This is a genomic window from Streptomyces sp. NRRL WC-3605, from assembly GCF_001509795.1.
Lineage (GTDB): Bacteria > Actinomycetota > Actinomycetes > Streptomycetales > Streptomycetaceae > Streptomyces > Streptomyces viridochromogenes.
Genome location: NZ_LLZN01000002.1, coordinates 172623 through 191063, shown reverse-complemented (window position 1 = coordinate 191063; position 18441 = coordinate 172623). Strand labels below are relative to the sequence as shown.

14 protein-coding genes are annotated in these 18441 nt (G+C 71.9%); 12 read left to right on the top strand and 2 right to left on the bottom strand.

What is annotated here, in order from left to right; all coding sequences use genetic code 11:
- The first annotated feature begins 143 nt into the window (after positions 1-143).
- Positions 144-1028: an SCO2400 family protein gene (locus ADL34_RS36000; protein ID WP_062667853.1), complete on the top strand. Its 885-nt coding sequence runs from the start codon at positions 144-146 to the stop codon at positions 1026-1028.
- Positions 1029-1173: 145 nt separating this feature from the next.
- A complete protein-coding gene (gene lpdA / locus ADL34_RS02895; protein ID WP_062667851.1) occupies positions 1174-2586 on the top strand; it encodes a dihydrolipoyl dehydrogenase in 1413 nt (470 codons plus the stop codon).
- On the opposite strand, the gene ADL34_RS02890 is transcribed toward lpdA, so the two are convergent.
- Positions 2576-4459 carry a glycoside hydrolase family 5 protein gene (locus tag ADL34_RS02890; protein ID WP_234374929.1) on the bottom strand — a complete coding sequence of 628 codons (1884 nt, stop codon included), beginning with the start codon at positions 4457-4459 and terminating at the stop codon, positions 2576-2578. The two genes, lpdA and ADL34_RS02890, sit on opposite strands and share 11 nt — an antisense overlap.
- Positions 4460-4715: 256 nt before the next feature.
- Here ADL34_RS02890 and ADL34_RS02885 point away from each other — a divergent pair, with 256 nt between their 5' ends.
- The 3 genes from ADL34_RS02885 (at position 4716) to ADL34_RS02875 (ending at position 8316) form a co-directional block, all read left to right on the top strand.
- Positions 4716-5492, top strand: coding sequence for a class I SAM-dependent methyltransferase (locus ADL34_RS02885; protein ID WP_062667847.1), 777 nt, complete (start codon positions 4716-4718; stop codon positions 5490-5492).
- Positions 5493-5636: 144 nt separating this feature from the next.
- Positions 5637-7700, top strand: coding sequence for a discoidin domain-containing protein (locus ADL34_RS02880; RefSeq protein WP_062667845.1), 2064 nt, complete (start codon positions 5637-5639; stop codon positions 7698-7700).
- Between the two features lie 19 nt (positions 7701-7719).
- Positions 7720-8316, top strand: coding sequence for a TetR/AcrR family transcriptional regulator (locus tag ADL34_RS02875; RefSeq protein WP_062667843.1), 597 nt, complete (start codon positions 7720-7722; stop codon positions 8314-8316).
- A gap of 12 nt (positions 8317-8328) precedes the next feature.
- Here ADL34_RS02875 and ADL34_RS02870 read toward each other — a convergent pair whose 3' ends face one another.
- Positions 8329-9426, bottom strand: a complete 1098-nt coding sequence (locus tag ADL34_RS02870) for an acyltransferase family protein (protein WP_062668177.1) — start codon at positions 9424-9426, stop codon at positions 8329-8331.
- Positions 9427-9741: 315 nt separating this feature from the next.
- On the opposite strand from ADL34_RS02870, the gene ADL34_RS02865 reads away from it, so the two are divergent.
- From ADL34_RS02865 to polX, 7 genes are all read left to right on the top strand, one after another.
- Positions 9742-10356, top strand: coding sequence for a hypothetical protein (locus ADL34_RS02865; RefSeq protein ID WP_063892250.1), 615 nt, complete (start codon positions 9742-9744; stop codon positions 10354-10356).
- Between the two features lie 117 nt (positions 10357-10473).
- The gene (locus ADL34_RS02860; protein WP_062667839.1) at positions 10474-11184 is read left to right on the top strand and encodes a class F sortase; all 711 of its coding nucleotides are present in this window, start codon (positions 10474-10476) and stop codon (positions 11182-11184) included.
- Between the two features lie 103 nt (positions 11185-11287).
- Positions 11288-13186 carry a molecular chaperone HtpG gene (gene htpG / locus ADL34_RS02855; protein WP_062667837.1) on the top strand — a complete coding sequence of 633 codons (1899 nt, stop codon included), beginning with the start codon at positions 11288-11290 and terminating at the stop codon, positions 13184-13186.
- Positions 13187-13280: 94 nt separating this feature from the next.
- A complete protein-coding gene (locus ADL34_RS02850; protein ID WP_062667835.1) occupies positions 13281-13691 on the top strand; it encodes a VOC family protein in 411 nt (136 codons plus the stop codon).
- Between the two features lie 193 nt (positions 13692-13884).
- The gene (locus ADL34_RS02845; protein WP_062667833.1) at positions 13885-15012 is read left to right on the top strand and encodes a GNAT family N-acetyltransferase; all 1128 of its coding nucleotides are present in this window, start codon (positions 13885-13887) and stop codon (positions 15010-15012) included.
- 168 nt (positions 15013-15180) lie between these two features.
- Positions 15181-16422 carry a DegT/DnrJ/EryC1/StrS family aminotransferase gene (locus ADL34_RS02840; RefSeq protein WP_062667832.1) on the top strand — a complete coding sequence of 414 codons (1242 nt, stop codon included), beginning with the start codon at positions 15181-15183 and terminating at the stop codon, positions 16420-16422.
- A 77-nt stretch (positions 16423-16499) separates the two neighbouring features.
- On the top strand, positions 16500-18263 hold the full coding sequence (gene polX / locus ADL34_RS02835; RefSeq protein ID WP_062667830.1) for a DNA polymerase/3'-5' exonuclease PolX: 1764 nt from the start codon (positions 16500-16502) through the stop codon (positions 18261-18263).
- Positions 18264-18441: the final 178 nt, after the last annotated feature.

Sequence of the window (18441 nt, the reverse complement as noted above, 5' to 3'; positions counted from 1 at the left end):
CCGCCGGATCTGCGCAGGGCCATCACTCAGGCTGCACACAGCCCGTCCATGGTCTCGTTAGCGTTCTGGCCGTTCGGCCCCCGGCGCGAACACGACCAGGCCGCGGCAGAGCCCGATGGCGCAGCCAACCCAGGAAGACACCGATGGACTACTGCTCCTCGTGCCGCCGCCACCTCAACGGGGCTCTCGTGTGCCCCGGGTGCGGCGCCTACGCCCCGGACATCGCTCCCTCCGTGGCGGGCCCCGCCCAGCCGGCCACGCCCGGCCCGGCGGCGTCCGGAAGGCATCCGTCCGCCGGGCAGGCGTCGTTCGCCGGGCAGGCGGACACCGGGCCCTGGTTCGACGCCTCCTTCCACGACGGGACCGCGCGTGCCGCCGGCCCGGCGGAGGACGCCCCGGACATACCCGAGGACGCCGAGGCCGCCGACGCGGTGACCGCCGCGCCCCAGGGCCGGGCGGCCCGGCGGCGCCGGCGGGCCCGCTGGAAGAAGAACCAGCGCCGGGCCGTGGTCGCCACCGCCGTGGCCCTCGTCGGCGGCGGACTCACCCTCACCTCCCTGGACCGCCAGTCCGGCGACCGGGCCCAGGCGGCCACGGCACCCGAACAGCCGCACACCGACCTGCCCGAGCAGCGGCAGATCGAGCCCACCCACCCGGCGGCGAGCGTCCCCGACGGCTCCGGGGCCCCGCGCGCCGGCACCCCGGCCACGCGGCCGTCGACCACCGACGTGGCGCGGGAACCCGTGTCGTCCTCGCACACCACGCGGCAGCTCACCCGCCCGGACGCCGCCTCCACCCCGGGCTCGGACACTCCGCGGGCGCCCCGCACACAGCCGACCTCCCCGCCCTCCACCACGGCACCCGGCACCGGCGGCGGCTCCTCGTCCGGCGGGCAGCAGCAGACGCCGGACCCCGCCCCCACGGACGGCACGGGCACCGGCGCCACGCAGGAGCCGGACAACCCCCAGGCACCGCAGGACACCTCGCCCGCACAGCTCTGCGTCCTCGGCCTGCTCTGCCTCGGCTGACCCCCGCACCCTCCTGAGATCACCGTCACGTACCGGTGACGCCGCGAAACCGCGCGCCTGAGGTCATGCTGGAAGGAGCCGGCCGCCGTCCCGGCGCGCCCGGCACCCGCAGGAGCAGTTGGTGGCACTCAGGAGGGAACTCCCCATGGTCGAGCAGGACGATCGCTTCGACGTCGTGGTCCTCGGCGCCGGACCGGGCGGCTACGTCGCCGCGATCCGCGCCGCGCAGCTGGGCAAGCGCGTCGCGGTCGTGGAGGAGAAGTACTGGGGCGGTGTCTGCCTCAACGTGGGCTGCATCCCCACCAAGGCGCTGCTGCGCAACGCCGAGCTGGCGCACATCGTCACCCGCGAGGCGAAGACCTTCGGCATCAGGAGCGACGGGGAGATCAGCTTCGACTACGGCGAGGCGTTCAGGCGCAGCCGCAAGGTGGCCGACGGCCGGGTCAAGGGCGTCCACTACCTGATGAAGAAGAACAAGATCACGGAGATCGACGGCCGCGGCACGTTCCTCGACCCGCACACCCTCCAGGTGGCGGGCCCCGACGGCTCCACCCGCACCATCGGCTTCGACCACTGCGTCATCGCCACCGGCGCCACGACCAAGCTGCTGCCCGGCACCCGGCTCAGCGACCGCGTGGTGACCTACGAGGAGCAGATCCTCACCGACGAGCTGCCCCGCTCGATCGTCATCGCCGGCGCCGGCGCGATCGGCGTCGAGTTCGCCTACGTGCTGCACAACTACGGCGTGAAGGTCACCATCGTCGAGTTCCTGGACCGGATGACCCCGCTGGAGGACGCCGAGGTCTCCGCCGAACTCGCCAAGCAGTACCGCCGGCTGGGCATCGACGTGCTCACCTCCACCCGCGTCGACGCCGTCGACGACTCGGGCGACCAGGTGCGCGTGACCGTCACCGGCAAGGACGGCGCCCAGCGGGTTCTGGAGGCCGACAAGGTGCTCCAGGCGATCGGCTTCGCCCCCAACGTCTCCGGCTACGGCCTGGAGAACACGGGCGTGCGCGTCACCGAGCGCGGCGCCATCGACGTCGACGGCCGCTGCCGTACGTCCGTCCCGCACCTCTTCGCCATCGGTGACGTGACGGCGAAGCTGATGCTCGCGCACGCCGCCGAGGCGATGGGGGTCATCGCCGCCGAGACCATCGCGGACGCCGAGACGATGGAGCTCGACTACACGATGATCCCGCGCGCCACCTATTGCCAGCCGCAGATCGCCAGCTTCGGCTGGACCGAGGAACAGGCGCGCGAGCGCGGCTTCGACGTGAAGGTGGCGAAGTTCCCGTTCACCGCGAACGCCAAGGCGCACGGCCTCGGCGACGCCACCGGCTTCGTCAAGCTGATCAGCGACGCCAAGTACGGTGAACTCCTCGGCGGGCACCTCATCGGCCCGGACGTCACCGAGCTGCTGCCCGAACTGACCCTGGCCCAGAAGTGGGACCTCACCGTCCACGAGGTCGCCCGAAACGTCCACGCCCACCCGACCCTCGGCGAGGCCCTGCAGGAGGCGATCCACGGCCTGTCCGGGCACATGATCAACCTGTAGCCAGCGGACGGCAGTACAGCGCGTCCGGGGTCCGTGCCGAGCCGATGCGGCCGGTGTACGCGATCCCGGCCGCGTACTCGCCGTCGGCGCACTGCCCCTTGTAGCGGCCGTACGCGAAGTCGCCGCCCTTGGGCGCCGTCCCGCGCGCGTCCCCCCGGTCGAACCAGACCGTACGGCCGCCGGTGCCGAGCGTGCCGGCCGGGGCGGTCGCGCACAGGGCGGCCGAGACCGCCGCCCCGCGCACGCTGTACCCGGCGAGGAACTGCCCGTCGGCGCACTGCAGTTTGGTGTACCCGGACGCCCAGTCGCCGCCGGGCCGGACGTGCCGTTCGTCGCGGACCACCTCGTGCCCGAGGGCCGGACCGCCCAGGGCGCCCGTGGTCACGTCCGAGCACAGGCCGCGGTTCCCGGTGTGGGCGAGGCCGAGCAGCCGCTGTCCGTCGGGGCAGACGGCCTTGCGGGCACCCGGGTCGAAGTCGGGCAGCGCGCGCATCCGCCGGGACTGCACGAAGTCGCCGTGGTCGGGGCTGAGCTGGGACCACTCGGCGGCCCGGGGAACCGGTCCGGTGCGGCCGCCCGCCTCGACGAGCCGCCGCCACGCCGGGGCCCGCCAGTCGTCGCCGTCGTACACCCCCATCCGGTGCCCGGCGGAGTCCCAGTGCAGCAGGGCCCAGCCGTTGCCGCCGCGGTTCTCGTGCCAGCCGACCAGCGGCCAGAAGGCGAAGTCGGCGTCGGCGCGGATGAGCCGGTCCACGAAGTTCTCGAACCAGGCGCGGGGCTTCGCGGCCGTCTCCGCGCGGCCGCCGACGCCGAACTCGCTGATCCAGAGGGGGGCGGTGAAGTGCTGGTCCTGCTCGGCGGAGACGAAGAAGGCCTGGCGGTTCAGCACGGCGACGAGGTCGTCGGGGCTCAGGTCGCGGTAGCGGGGGTCGCTGGTCTCGCCGATGCCGCTGGCGCCGCTGTGCCGGGGGCCCGTGTAGTCGTAGAAGTGGGCCGAGTAGACGAGCTTGCCGGAGTCGACGAGCGTGTGCGAGAGGTGCCGGGCGGGTTCCAGGGTGGGGCGCTCGTGCGGCAGGCCGTCGACGGGGATGCCGGTCCAGTTGATGCCCTCGACGACGATGAGCAGGTCGGGGTTCGCCTCCAGGAGGATGCGGTCGCCGACCCGCTGGGAGGCGGCGAACCAGTCGTGGTCGTCGCCGAGGCCCCAGTTGGGGTCGTCCCACACCGTGCGGCGCACCTCGTTGTACAGGTCGGCGCCGACGACCCGGGGGTTGTCCCGGTAGCGGCGGGCCATGAACAGCCAGTCCGCCTCCCAGTCGGCCGTCGTACGGCTCGCGTTCCAGCGTTCGTTGCCGTCGACCCCGCAGCACCACCGGGTGGTGTTGGTGTGGTTGTTCAGGATCACCGCCAGCCGGGCGTCGGTGAGGGCGCGCACCACGGCGTCGTACACCTGGAGCGGGGTCCTCCCGCGCAGGCCGGGGTTGGCGGCGACGGCGTCGTCCGTCACGGGACGGGTGTCGTGGACCATCTCGTTGGAGAAGGGCAGCCGTACGCTGTTGATGCCGATCTCCTGGAAACCGGCGATGATCTCGGCCATCGGCGCGCGGTCGAGACCGAGGGGGATCCGGCCGGAGTTCTCGCCGGCGTGGTGGTTCGCGTCGTCCTCCACGTCGCCCGAGCCGTTCCACGTGCCGCTCGCCCCGTGCCAGTTGCCGGAGCGCAGCTTGAAGCGGTCACCGTCCGCGTCGACGATCCAGCGGCCCCGGGTGCTCAGCGGCGGCGTCCAGTCCTCCGCCACGGTCGCGGGGGAGACGGCCGCGTCGACGGCGGGCTCCGCCGCCTGTGCCTCGCGCACGACCGTGACCGGAGCCATCAGGAGCACCGCGGCGCACGCCGCCCTCACCAAGGAACCGCGCACGGCCACCCTCCCGCCTTTTGGCATGACTGCGTCACACCTGCTCGACGGGGCCACGGTAGTGCAGGAACAGCCGTACGGCACCGAGGAGTTCGCGCCGCGGGCGAACTCCCGGAACGCGTGTGCCGTCGGCGCCCGGAGCCGCCCCTGTGGCGGACGGCCGCCACAGTGCGCATCCTCGGTGGTGACGCGACCCCAGGGAGGCACGAACCCCATGCCGGCCAAGAACCTCACCGCCAACCGCGCCGCCCTCGGCCACCGCCTGCGCTACGCCCTGCACCACCCCGAACGGGTGCCCCGCCACCTGGTCCGCTCGGCCCGCGACCTGTGGTTGCGCCGCCGCCACCGGGACCACGTCGCCTACTACCGCGCCGTGATGCGCTCCGACACCCGCACCGACCCCGACGCGGCCGTCGGCAGCGCGAGCCGGGAGCGGTGGCTGGCCCTCGGCGCACTGCAGTTCGACTACCTGGTCGGCCACGGCCTGCGCCCCGAGCACCGGCTGCTGGAGATCGGCTGCGGCAATCTGCGCGGCGGCTGGCGGTTCATCCGCCATCTGGAGCCGGGCCACTACTACGGCATCGACATCTCGCCCGACATCCTGTTCGCCGCCCAGGACACCGTCGTGGAGATGGGCCTCCAGGACCGGCTGCCGACCCTCACCCCCGTGCGCGACCTCAGCCTCGCGTTCCTGCCGGACGCCCACTTCGACGTGGTGCACGCCCACAGTGTCTTCTCGCACTCGCCGCTGCCCGTCATCGACCAGTGCCTCGCCCACGTCGGACGGGTGCTGGCGCCGGGCGGCTGGTTCGACTTCACCTTCGACCGCACCGAGGGCCCCGAGCACCAGGTGCTGCGGGAGGACTTCTACTACCGCGCCGAGACCCTGCTGGGGCTGGCAGAGAAGCACGGGCTGCGGGCCCGCTTCATGGCGGACTGGGAGCGGCTTCCGCACGGGCAGTCCAAGATCCGCGTGAGCCACCCGGTGTGAGGCGCCGGTTCCCCGCCGGCGACTCCAGTAGGTCATCCGTCCCGGACTATTGACTCGTTCGGCGGTACTCGCGATCCTCGTCGCACATTGAGCGGGGTCATGACAACACGGCCTCGCCCCGACGCCGACCGAGGGACGTGGGCCGTGACCAGTGCCGGACGCCCGTACCGCAGACGCAAGAACGTCACCGTCGTGTCGCTCCTCCTGCTCGTGCTGTCCCTCGCGCTCGGTCCCGCGCCGAGCGCCGCGGCCGGCACCGACTGGTGGAACCCGACGGCCCGGCCCGCACCGGACTCCGGCATCGGGGTGACCGGCGAGCCGTTCACCGGCACCGACGCCCGCGGCGACGTGCGCGGCTTCGTCGACGCCCACGACCACATCTTCGCCAACGAGGCCTTCGGCGGGCGCCTGATCTGCGGCAAGCCCTTCTCCGACAAGGGCGTGGCGGACGCCCTCAAGGACTGCCCCGAGCACTACCCCGACGGTTCGCTGGCCGTCTTCGACTTCATCACCAAGGGCGGCGACGGCCGGCACGACCCCGTCGGCTGGCCCACCTTCAAGGACTGGCCGGCCCACGACTCGCTGACCCACCAGCAGAACTACTACGCCTGGATCGAACGGGCCTGGCGCGGCGGCCAGCGCGTCCTCGTCAACGACCTCGTCACCAACGGCGTGATCTGCTCCGTGTACTTCTTCAAGGACCGCTCCTGCGACGAGATGACGTCCATCCGGCTGCAGGCCAAGCTGACGTACGACCTCCAGGCGTACATCGACCGGATGTACGGCGGCCCCGGAAAGGGCTGGTTCCGGATCGTCACCGACAGCGCGCAGGCCCGCCAGGTCATCCAGCAGGGCAAACTCGCGGTCGTCCTCGGCGTCGAGACCTCCGAGCCGTTCGGCTGCAAGCAGATCCTCGACATCGCGCAGTGCGACAAGGAGGACATCGACAAGGGCCTCGACGAACTCCACGCACTGGGCGTGCGCAGCATGTTCCTGTGCCACAAGTTCGACAACGCCCTGTGCGGCGTGCGCTTCGACTCGGGCACGCTCGGCACCGCCATCAACGTCGGCCAGTTCCTGTCCACCGGCACCTTCTGGAAGACCGAGAAGTGCACCGGCCCGCAAGCCGACAACCCGATCGGCGACGCGACCGCGGCCGAGGCCGAGAAGAAGCTCCCGGCGGGCACCGACGTCCCCGCGTACAGCGCCGACGCCCAGTGCAACGTCCGCGGGCTCACCTCGCTCGGCGAATACGCCGTCCGGGGCATGATGAAACGCAAGATGATGCTCGAGGTCGACCACATGAGCGTCAAGTCCGTCGGCCGCGTCCTCGACATCTTCGAGTCCGCGTCCTACCCCGGCATCCTGTCCTCGCACAGCTGGATGGACCGCGAGTGGACCGAGCGCGTGTACGGTCTCGGAGGCTTCACTGCCCAGTACATGAACGGCTCCGAGCACTTCGTCGCCGAGGCGAAGCGCACCGAGGCACTGCGCGACAAGTACGGCGTCGGCTACGGCTACGGCACCGACATGAACGGCGTCGGCGGCTGGCCGGCCCCACGCGGCGCGGACGCCCCGAACAAGGTGACCTACCCGTTCCGCAGCGTCGACGGCGGCTCCGTCATCGACCGCCAGACCACGGGCGAGCGCACCTGGGACATCAACACCGACGGCGCCTCCCACTACGGCCTCGTCCCGGACTGGATCGAGGACATCCGGCGCGTCGGCGGCCAGGACACCGTGGACGACCTCTTCCGCGGCGCCGAGTCCTACCTCGGCACCTGGTCCGCCTCCGAGCGGCACGCGGCCGGGACCGATCTCGCGCGCGGGGCGAGGACGACGGCCAGTTCCTCCGAGTGGAGCCTGTTCACCAGCTACCAGCCCGGCCGGGCCGTCGACGGCGACGGAAGCACCCGCTGGGCCAGCGACTGGAACGACGACCAGTGGCTCACCGTCGACCTCGGCTCCACCCAACTGGTCGGAAAGGTGACCCTCGACTGGGAGAGGGCGTACGGCAAGGCGTACCGCATCGACCTGTCCACCGACGGCACCACCTGGCGCACCGCCTGGTCCACGGCGTCCGGCGACGGCGGCCTCGACACCGCGGGATTCACCGGCACACCGGCCCGCTACGTCCGCGTCCAGGGCCTGGACCGGGGCACCGACTGGGGCTACTCCCTGTACGAGGTGGGCGTCCACAGCGGCTGACACCCACGAAAGGGTCTCCATGGCACGACTGCCGTCCGCGGAGCGGCGGCGACAGCTCACCGAGGCGGCGATCAGAGCGATGGCCCGGGACGGCGTCCCGCGGACGACGACCCGGTCCATCGCCGCCGAGGCGGATGTCTCGCTGAGCGTGTTCCACTACTGCTTCGACTCCAAGCAGGAGCTGATCGAGTCCGTCATCACCACCATCACCGGCCACTACGCGCGGCTGGTGAAGGAGGCCCTGCGCCCCCGCGCCACCCTCGAGGACACCGTCCGCGCGGGCTTCCAGGCGTACTGGGACCACGTCCGCGCCCACCCGGACGAGCACATGCTCACCTACGAGCTGACCCAGTACGCCCTGCGCCAGCCCGGCTTCGAGCACCTGGCCCGGCACCAGTACGAGCTGTACGCCGCCACGTACACCGAGCTGATCGACCAGCTGCACGACACGATGGGCCTGCGCCTGCGGGTCCCCGTCCCGGTCCTCGCCCGCTATCTGGCGGCCATGACCGACGGCCTGACCCTCAACTACCTGGTGCTCGGCGACGACGCCGCCTGGACCGGCATCCTCGACACCGTCACCGCCCACGTCGCGTCCCTCGTGCGCGAGCCCTGACGCCCGCACGGCTCAGCCGCGCGCGGGCGCGCCCCGGTCCCCGACCGGTTCCGCCGCGTCCCGCCGGAACAGCCACGCCATCCGAGGCTCGACCACGAAGCGCAGGGCGCGCCGCACGGGCGGAGTGCACAGCAGCGTCACCACGGTCGCCGCGACGGCGGTCACGACCAGCGGCCCGAGCGGCCCCCGCACCCACGCCGGGTCGTACCAGCCGAAGTGCCCCGCCGCCTGGGCCACGAACCCGTGCAGCAGATAGCCGAACAGGGTGCCCGTGCCCAGCGCCGTGCACCACATCCGCCGCCCCGGCACCCAGGACAGGAAGGCGGCCACCAGCACCAGCGCGCAGACGAACAGCACCGGCGTCATCCCCAGCCCGGCCCACGCCGGCGCGCCCAGCTCCTCGGCGCTGTCCCGGTGGTAGAACCAGCCGGCGGCCATCCGAGGCTGCGCCCAGTACGCCACCGCGAGCGCGCCCGCGAACACGGGCACCGCGGCGATCCGCACCGCACGGCGCCGCACCCACTGGAAATGCTCCGGCCGCAGCAGCAGCCCCACCACGAAGTACGGCAGGAACTGCAGGACGCGCTGCAGATCCAGGTCGTCGCCGATGGACGACGACAAGGTGGCCAGCATCGCCACGCCGAGCGCCACCGCAACGGCGTACCGCAGCCGCCGCCACATCGGCGCCGTGAGCCGCCACACGAACAGCGCCGCCAGGAACCACGTCAGATACAGGGGGTCCAGCAGGCTGATCGGCCGATCGGGCTCCCCGTCCGTCCACCGGGTGAAGAGGGTGTAGGCCGTCTCGAAGACCACGTACGGCACGAGCAGACCCGTGACCAGCCGTTTCAGCTGCTCCGGACGGGCTTCAAAGCTCCGCGAGAAGTAGCCCGAGATGATGATGAAGGCCGGCATGTGAAACGCGTACACGAGCATGTACAGCGCGCTGACGGTCCGGCTGCCGTCCCGCAGCGGCTCCCACGCGTGCCCCACGGCGACCAGCACGATCGCCGCGTACTTGGCGTTGTCGAAGAACGCGTCCCGCTGCCGGGAAACCGCAGGTCGGGGCGGTGCGGCCCGGTCGGGAAGGGTCTCGGTCGCCTGGCTCACCACACCGCCTCCCGGACGGCGCGCGCGGACCCCGGCCGGGTGCCGGCGGCTCTCCGGGGCAGGACGGGACGGACGCTGTGCTTCGGCATCCCCCGCGTCTCACCACTTCCGGGTGATCCAAACACGCAGAGTGGGATGCCGCTGGTCACAGGGGTAAGGGCGGCCGGTCGTACGGCCGTCAGGGTGGGTGCTTAACCCATGTGATCGCTTCGAATGGTGCGCCCGCTGGACATGGCTGACGGTGGATCACGTCAAGGCCTGGCTCCAGTGGTGATGAAGCGTCAGCCGCCCAGGCCGTGACGGGAGGAACCACCTATGCGCCCTGTTCGCATGCTGCTCGCCACCGCGACGGCCACGGCCGCGCTGGCGATCGCACCCGCCGCTCACGCCGTCACCACCGGTGACTGGGACAACAACGACGACACGTCCCACAGCAAGGAGCACAAGTCCGAGGACCACGGTAAGTCCGAGCACGGAAAGTCCGAGGACCACGGGAAGTCCGACGACCACGACCAGTCCTACAGCAAGGAGCACGACGAGGAGGGCAAGCACGACGGGCCGCGCGGCGGGGTCCACACCGGTGGCGGAGCCCTCGGCTCCGTCATGAACGGCGACGCCTGGGGCGGCGACAACCCCAAGCACGACCCGGACACCTACCGGAACAAGGAAGACCACGGCAAGGACTGGAAGTCCGAGGAGAAGGGCGACTCGTGGGGCGGCGATGACCACGGGAACGACTCCTGGGGCGGCGACCACGAGGAGGAGTCGTGGGGCGGCGGCGGTGACCACGGCAAGCCGCGCGGCGGGATGCACACCGGCGGCGGCGGCCTCGCCACGCCCGGCGTGACGACCGCCGGCCTGGCCGTCCTCGGTGTCGCGGGCGCCGGCATGTACGCGATGCGTCGCAGGAAGGCCGGGTCCGTGGCCTGAGCCACCCCCGGTCCGACCAGGCCGTCGAGGCCGCCGCACGTGCCCCGCGCGTCGCGGCGGCCCCGCCCTTCCCCCTCCAGCCCGTCCGCTGCTCCGTCCCAGTGAGGTGGTTCCCCGATGGACGCCGGCCGTCCCTCCGTCCCCCAGCCCGACCCGGCCGGTCCCGACGCCCCGTCCCCGCACTCGCGGCGGACGCGACGCGTGGCCGTGGTGTTCTGGACCGCCATCGCCGCCACCGTCCTCTTCACGATGTACTCCGGCGGCGGGACCGAGGACGGCGGAAGCGTCGACGCGCCCCACGCCCCGCCCGCCGCCTCCTCCGCGCCCGCGACGGCCGAGCCCGCCGGCCCCGACGCGCGCCCCCGGGGCAAGCACCTGCCCCGGTCCCACCCGGTGCGCCTGCGCATCCCCAAGATCTCGGTCGACGCCCCCTTCACCGACCTGGCCATCGGCGCCGGCGGACGTCTCCAGCCCCCGCCCGCCCACGACACCAACCTCGTCGGCTGGTACGCGAAGGGCGCCTCGCCGGGCGAGACGGGGACGTCGATCATCGCCGGGCACGTCGACACGGCGACGTCCGCCGCCGTCTTCGCCGAGCTGTACCGGCTGACGAAGGGCGACCGCTTCGAGGTGCTGCGCGCCGACGGACACAAGGCCGTCTTCGAGGTCGACGAGACGCAGACCTACGACAAGGACACCTTCCCGAGCGACCGCGTGTACGAGGACACCCCCTCCGCCCAGGTGCGGCTCATCACGTGCGCGGGCGACTACGACCGCCAGGTCAGGGACTACACCGCCAACCTCGTCGTCTTCGCCCACCTCGTCTGAGCCTCCCGGGGACGTTCCCCGGTCCCGCTCTCCGCGCTGACCTCGTGTCTTACAGTGACTGCTACCAGTTCCGGTGAACGAACCTGTGAGGTAGTCGCGAACCATGCCGACCGAGACGTTTGAGTTCCAGGTAGAGGCCCGTCAGCTGCTCCAGTTGATGATCCACTCGGTCTACTCGAACAAGGATGTCTTCCTCCGCGAACTCGTCTCCAACGCCTCCGACGCGCTCGACAAGCTGCGCCTGGAGAAACTGCGGGACGACGCGCTCGACGCCGATGTGTCCGACCTGCACATCGTCATCGACGTCGACAAGGAGGCCCGCACCCTCACCGTGCGGGACAACGGCATCGGGATGTCGTACGACGAGGTGGGGCGGCTCATCGGCACCATCGCCAACTCCGGCACCGCCTCCTTCCTGCAGGAACTGCGGGAGGCGGAGGACGAGAAGGGCGCCGAGGGCCTGATCGGCCAGTTCGGCGTCGGCTTCTACTCCGGTTTCATGGTGGCCGACGAGATGACCCTGGTGACCCGGCGGGCCGGCGAGGCCAAGGGCACCCGCTGGTCGTCGCGCGGCGAGGCCACGTACACGCTGGAGACCGTCGAGGACGCTCCCCAGGGCACCTCCGTCACCCTGCACCTGAAGCCCGCCGACCCCGAGAACCAGCTCCACGACTACACCTCGCCGTGGAAGATCCGGGAGATCGTCAAGCGGTACTCGGACTTCATCACCTGGCCGATCCGCATGGTCCCGGAGAACGCCGCCGGCGACGGCACGCCCGAGCCCGAGACGCTGAACTCGATGAAGGCCCTGTGGGCGCGCTCGCGCGACCAGGTGACCGACGACGAGTACCACGAGCTGTACAAGCACATCAGCCACGACTGGCGCGAACCGCTGGAGACCATCCGTCTCCAGGCCGAGGGCACCTTCGAGTACCAGGCCCTGCTGTTCCTGCCCGCGCACGCCCCGCACGACCTGTTCACCCGCGACCACAAGCGCGGCGTCCAGCTGTACGTGAAGCGCGTGTTCATCATGGACGACTGCGAGGCGCTGCTCCCGCCCTACCTGCGCTTCGTCAAGGGCGTCGTGGACGCGGCCGACCTCTCCCTGAACGTCTCCCGCGAGATCCTCCAGCAGGACCGGCACATCCGGATGATGCAGCGCCGGCTCACCAAGAAGGTGCTGTCCACGGTCAAGGAGATCATGACCAAGGACAGCGAGCGCTACGCCACGTTCTGGCGGGAGTTCGGCACGGTCCTCAAGGAGGGTCTGGTCACCGACTCGGAGAACAGCGAGGCCATCCTCGCCGTCGCCTCGTTCGCGACCACCCACTCCGAGGACGAGCCGACCACCCTGGCGCAGTACGTCGAACGGATGGGCGACGACCAGAAGGACATCTACTACATCACCGGTGAGTCCCGGCAGAGCATCGAGAACTCCCCGCACATGGAGGCGTTCCGGGACAAGGGCATCGAGGTGCTGCTGCTCACCGACCCCGTCGACGAGGTGTGGGTCGACGCCGTCGGCGAGTACCAGGGCAAGAAGCTGCGGTCCGTCACCAAGGGTGAGATCGACCTGGACGCCAAGGGCGACGAGAAGGCGGACGCGGAGCGCGAGAAGCAGGCCGAGGACTACGCCGGACTGCTCGGCTGGATGCGGGAGCGGCTGGAGGAGGACATCAAGGAGGTCCGGCTGTCGACCCGGCTGACGGTCTCGCCCGCCTGCGTCGTCTCGGACGCGCAGGACCTGACCCCGGCCCTGGAGCAGATGTACCGCGCCATGGGCCAGGAGGTGCCGCGCACCAAGCGCATCCTGGAGCTCAACGCCGAGCACGCGCTGGTCAAGGGCATGAACCAGGCGTTCAAGAACGACGACGACCGGGCGCGCCTCGCCGAGTCCGCCGAGCTGCTGCACACGCTGGCGGTGCTCGCAGAGGGCGGCCAGGCCAAGGACCCCGCGCGGTTCGTGAAGCTGGTCGCCGAGCGCATGGAACGCACCCTGTAACCGGTCGCGTGCCCCGTACGGCCGTGAGCGCGGGCCGCTGTCAGCGGCCCGCGTTACGTTCCTCGGAGTCGGCTCCCTCACTCCAGGAGGAATCATGGCCTCACGACTCAACCCCTACATCACGTTCGCCGGTGACGCCCGTCAGGCGCTGGAGTTCTACCAGCAGGTCTTCGGAGGCACCGTCGACGTCAACACCTACGCGGCGTTCGGCCAGAAGGACACCCCGCTGGCCGACAAGATCATGCACGGCATGCTGGAGACCCCGAGCGGCTTCACCCTCATGTGCGCCGACAACCCCACGGAGGACCACCGCCCCGGCAACAACATCTCCGTGAGCCTCAGCGGCGACGACGAGCCGGAGCTGCGCGGCTACTGGGAGAAGCTGTCCGACGGCGCCACGGTGAGTGTGCCGCTGGAGAAGCAGATGTGGGGCGACGTCTTCGGCATGTGCACGGACCGCTTCGGCATCACCTGGATGGTGAACATCGCCGGTCAGGACGGCTGAGCGCACGCCGCCGGACCGCACCGGCCCGGCGGCGGCCGACCCCCAAGTACTGCTAAAGGATTCTTCTCGTACCTTGACAGTGCGTGTACTGCTTCGCGACGTTTGACCCTCGCCACGAAGTTCGACATCGGGGGAGACGGTGGCGACGCGCGGGCAAGCGCGTCCGGGGGGACATCTGGGGGGAGCGGTCGCCATGCGATCCACGAACGCCATCACCATTCACAGACCCGAGGACCTGAGCGGCCCGCTCCGCGCGGCGTGGCACCGGGCCATGGACGAGTCGCCGGAGTACGCCAACCCGTTCCTGTCGCCGGAGTTCGCGCTCGGCGTCGGCCGTCACCGCGCGGGCGCCCGGGTTGCCGTGCTGCACCGGCAGGGGGAGGCCGTCGGCTTCCTCCCCTACGAACGCAACGCGCTCGGCGTGGGCCGGGCCATCGGCCTCGGGCTGTCCGACTGCCAGGCCCTGGTGCACCGGCCCGGCGTCACCTGGGACACCCGTGAACTGCTGCGGGCCTGCGGCCTGTCCGTCCTCGAGTTCGACCACCTCGTCGACGAGCAGCGGCCGTTCGCGCCGTACGTCACCGGCACGTTCGCCTCACCCGTGCTCGACCTCAAGCCCGCCGAGGGCGACTATCCGGCCTGGCTGCGGGCCACCTACCCGGGGCAGGCCAAGACCACGCTGAAGAAGGAGCGCCGGCTCGGCCGGGACGCCGGCGAGGTCCGGTTCGTGTACGACGAACGCGACCCGCGCGTGCTGCGCACCCTCATGCGCTGGAAGTCCGCCCAGTACCGCAGGACGGGCCGGATGGACCGGTTCTCCCGCCCGTGGATCGTCGGCCTCGTCGACCATCTCCTCCACGTCCGCGAGGACCACTTCACCGGCATCCTGTCCGTGGTGTACGCGGGCGACCGGCCCGTCGCCGCGCACTTCGGACCCCGTTCGCGCACGGTGCTCGCCGCCTGGTTCACCGCCTACGACCCCGAATTCTCCTACTACTCGCCCGGCCTGATGATGCACCTGCGGATGGCGTACGCCGCCGGCCGGGACGGCGTCACCCTCATGGACATGGGGCGCGGCGAGAAGGAGTACAAGGACTGGCTCAAGACCCGTGAGCTGCGCGTCGCCGAAGGGTTCGCCACACGCCCCCACCCGGTGGCGGCGGCCCAGCGGATGTGGCGCAGACCGGTACGCGGCCTGCGGAACACCGTGCTGGCCCACCCCGCCCTGCGCGACCCCGCCGACCGGCTGCTGAAGACCGCCGGCGGTCTGCGCACCTCCGTCACGTCGCGCACGAGAGGCACCGGCTCCGGCACCCGCTGAGCGCAGCCCCCACCCCGTCCACCGCCGCCGTCCGGCCGTCCCGGACGCCGCGGCCCTGGCCGGGCACGCCCTCGTACACCCCCCACGAGACGGCCCGGCAGTACCCGACAGCCCGCATCGCCCGCCCCGGGGCGGACCTTCGCCGAAGCTCTCACGGAAGAGGTGACCATGCCGTACGGATCGCGGCTCGCCGCGATGATGACGCGGCGCGTCGGACGCGAATGCGTCTACACGCCCTCGGCCCGACTCGCCCTCTACCTGGCGCTGCGGCGCTGGTGCCGGCCGGGCGGACGCGTCCTGATGTCCCCGGTCAACGACGACGTGATCCTCTTCGTCGTCCTCGCGGCCGGACTGCGCCCCGTGCAGGCCCCCGTCTCCCGCTGGGACGGCAACATCGACCCGGACGCCGTGCCGGAGTCGACCTGGCGCGGGATCGACGCCGTCCTGACCACGAACCTGTACGGTCTGCCGGACCGCGTCGTCGAGCTGGGACGCCGCTGCGAGGCACTCGGCATCCCGCTGATCGAGGACGCCGCGCACGCCATCGGCACCCACGTGGACGGGCAGCCCATCGGGACCTTCGGCACGGCAGCCGCGTTCAGCCTCTCCAAGCACGTCGCGGCGACGGCCGGCGGCTTCCTCGCCGTCGAGGACGCGCGCACCCGGCGCGAACTGGAACGGCTGCGCGACGACCTGCTCACCCCGCGCAGGCTGCGGGCCGACCTGACCGTCACCCTGCGCCCCCTGGCACGGTCCGCGGTCCGCTCCCTCCACCTGGTGCGGCCCGTGTGGCGCACCATGCAACGGCTCGGTCTGATGGAGCGCGACGACTTCCGGATGGCACTGCACGCCTCCCGCCTCACCGCCAGCGCCCGCCGCGCCCCCAGCCTGGCCGCCTACGAGCCCTGGGTCCGGGTCGACCTGCACGGCTTCCGTGCCCGGCACGGCGCGCTGGTGCGCGGGCAGCTGGAACTGCGCATGGCCCTGCTCGACGGCGACCTCGCCCGGCGCCGGGACGGAGTCTCCCGGCTCGCCGGCACCACCTGGGCCAGTCCGGCGCTGCGGGAGCGGACCGCGCACGACGGCCCGCCCGCCCTCTTCCGGGTCCCGCTCCTGGTCCACGACCGCGACGCGCTGGTGGACCGCCTCGTCGACCGCGGTGTGGTGACCGGGTACATCTACGACCCGCCGCTCGACGACTACGCGGGCGCCGAGTTCGTGGAGCCGTCCCCGGAACCGACGGCGGCCCGCTGGTTCGCCGGCCACGTCCTGCCGGCCGACCCCCTCCTGGCCCGCGGGATCGCCGCCGCCCTGACCAGGGAGCGGGTCACCCCGGCCCACCCGCCGCTCACGTCCCGCGCGGGCGAGGCGGACGCGGCGCCCACACCGCCCGCCCCTCTCGGCCAGTGACCGCGAGGCCGCCGGGCGGCGGGGCGCGCGGCTCCCCCCCCGTGCCGCCCGGGTGCCTCCGTGCCTACGCTGGAGAGGTGGCCCGGTCCAACGACGAGGTGGCCGCGCTCCTGCAGGAGTACGCGGACCTGATCCCGCTCACCGGAGGCGACGCGTTCAGGGCACGCGTCCACGAGAAGGCGGCCCGCGCCCTGGCCGCCCACCCCGCCGACGTGTCCACGCTCGACGTCCAGGGGCTCAAGGAGATCCCGAACGTCGGCAGGTCCATCGCCGAGAAGGTCGTCGAGTACTTCTCCACCGGCCGGGTGGCGGCCCTGGAGGAACTGCGGGCGCGCGTCCCCGCCGGGGTCCGGCAGCTGACCGCCATCCCGACGCTCGGCCCGAAGAAGGCCCTCGTCCTCCACCGGGAACTGGGCATCTCCACCGTCGACGAACTCGCCGACGCCATCGCCGGGGAGAGACTGCGCGGCCTCAAGGGCTTCGGGCCCCGGACGGAGGAGAAGATCCTCCACGGCATCGCCCTGCTGCGCTCCTTCGGCGGCCGGGTCCGGATCGACGTCGCCCTGGACCTGGCGGAGGACGTCGTCGCCGCGCTGTCCGGGCTGCCCGGCTGCGAGCGCTGCGCCTACGCGGGCTCGCTGCGCCGCGTCCGCGAGACGATCGGCGACGTCGACATCCTGGTCGCGGCCGCCGAACCCGGCCCGGTCATGCGGGCCTTCACCGCGCTGCCCGACGTCCGGGAGGTCGTCGCGCGCGGCGAGAAGAAGACGTCGGTGCGCACCGCCCAGGGCCTCCAGGTCGACCTGCGGGTCGTCCCGCCGGAGTCCTGGGGTGCGGCGATGCAGTACTTCACCGGCTCCAAGGCGCACAACATCCGCACCCGCGAACTGGCCGTCCGGCAGAAGCTCAAGTTGTCCGAGTACGGGCTGTTCGACGTCGAGAGCGGTGTGCGGATCGTCTCCGAGACCGAGGAGGAGGTCTACGCCCGGCTCGGGCTGCCCTGGATCCCGCCCCCGCTGCGCGAGGACCGGGGCGAGATCGAGGCCGGACTGCGCGGCGAACTGCCCGCGCTGCTCCAGGAGAAGGACCTCCGGGGCGATCTGCACACGCACACCGACCTGACCGACGGACTCGCCCCGCTGGAGGAGATGGCCGCCGCGGCCGCCGCGCGGGGATACGCCTACTACGCCGTCACCGACCACGGTCCGGACATGGCGATGCAGCGCATGACCGCCGAGCGCATGCTCGCCCAGCGCGAACGGGTCCGCGCGCTGGACGGCACGTACGGCGGGATGCGGCTGCTGCACGGCGAGGAGCTGAACATCGGCCCCGACGGTGAGGTCGACTGGCCCGCCGACTTCCTGGCCGGGTTCGACGTGTGCGTGGCCTCGGTGCACTCGCACTTCGACCAGGACCGCGACACGATGACCCGCCGTCTCGTCCGGGCCTGCGAGAACCCGCACGTCCACCTCATCGGGCATCCCACCACCCGCCTCATCGGCCGGCGTCCGGGCATCGACGCCGACCTCGACGCGGTGTTCGCGGCCTGCGCCCGCACCGGCACGGCGCTGGAGATCAACTCCCACCCGGACCGGCTCGACCTGCGGGACGAGGACATCCTGCGGGCGCGGCGGCACGGGGCGCGGTTCGCCGTCGACAGCGACGCCCACGCCGTGACCCACCTGGGCAACCTGCGCTTCGGCGTGGGCACGGCCCAGCGCGGCTGGCTCACCGCGGACGACGTCGTCAACGCCTGGCCGCTGGAACGGCTGCGGCGGTTCCTGGACAAGCGCGCGGGCACGGCGGACCGGGGGCGGCGGCGCCCCACGGGTGCGCGCTGACCCCTACGACCCCTGGCGGCCGCGATCGACGAGGGGGCGCCGACCCCCTAGGACCCCCTGTCAACACCGCGAGTCGACGGTTTGTTGAGCGCTCACGGAGTAAACGACCGTTCCGGCGTCAATCATCTTGTCATGAACCTGCGGCCCGATGGGCGGGCCGCAGCCTCATGGAGGTGTG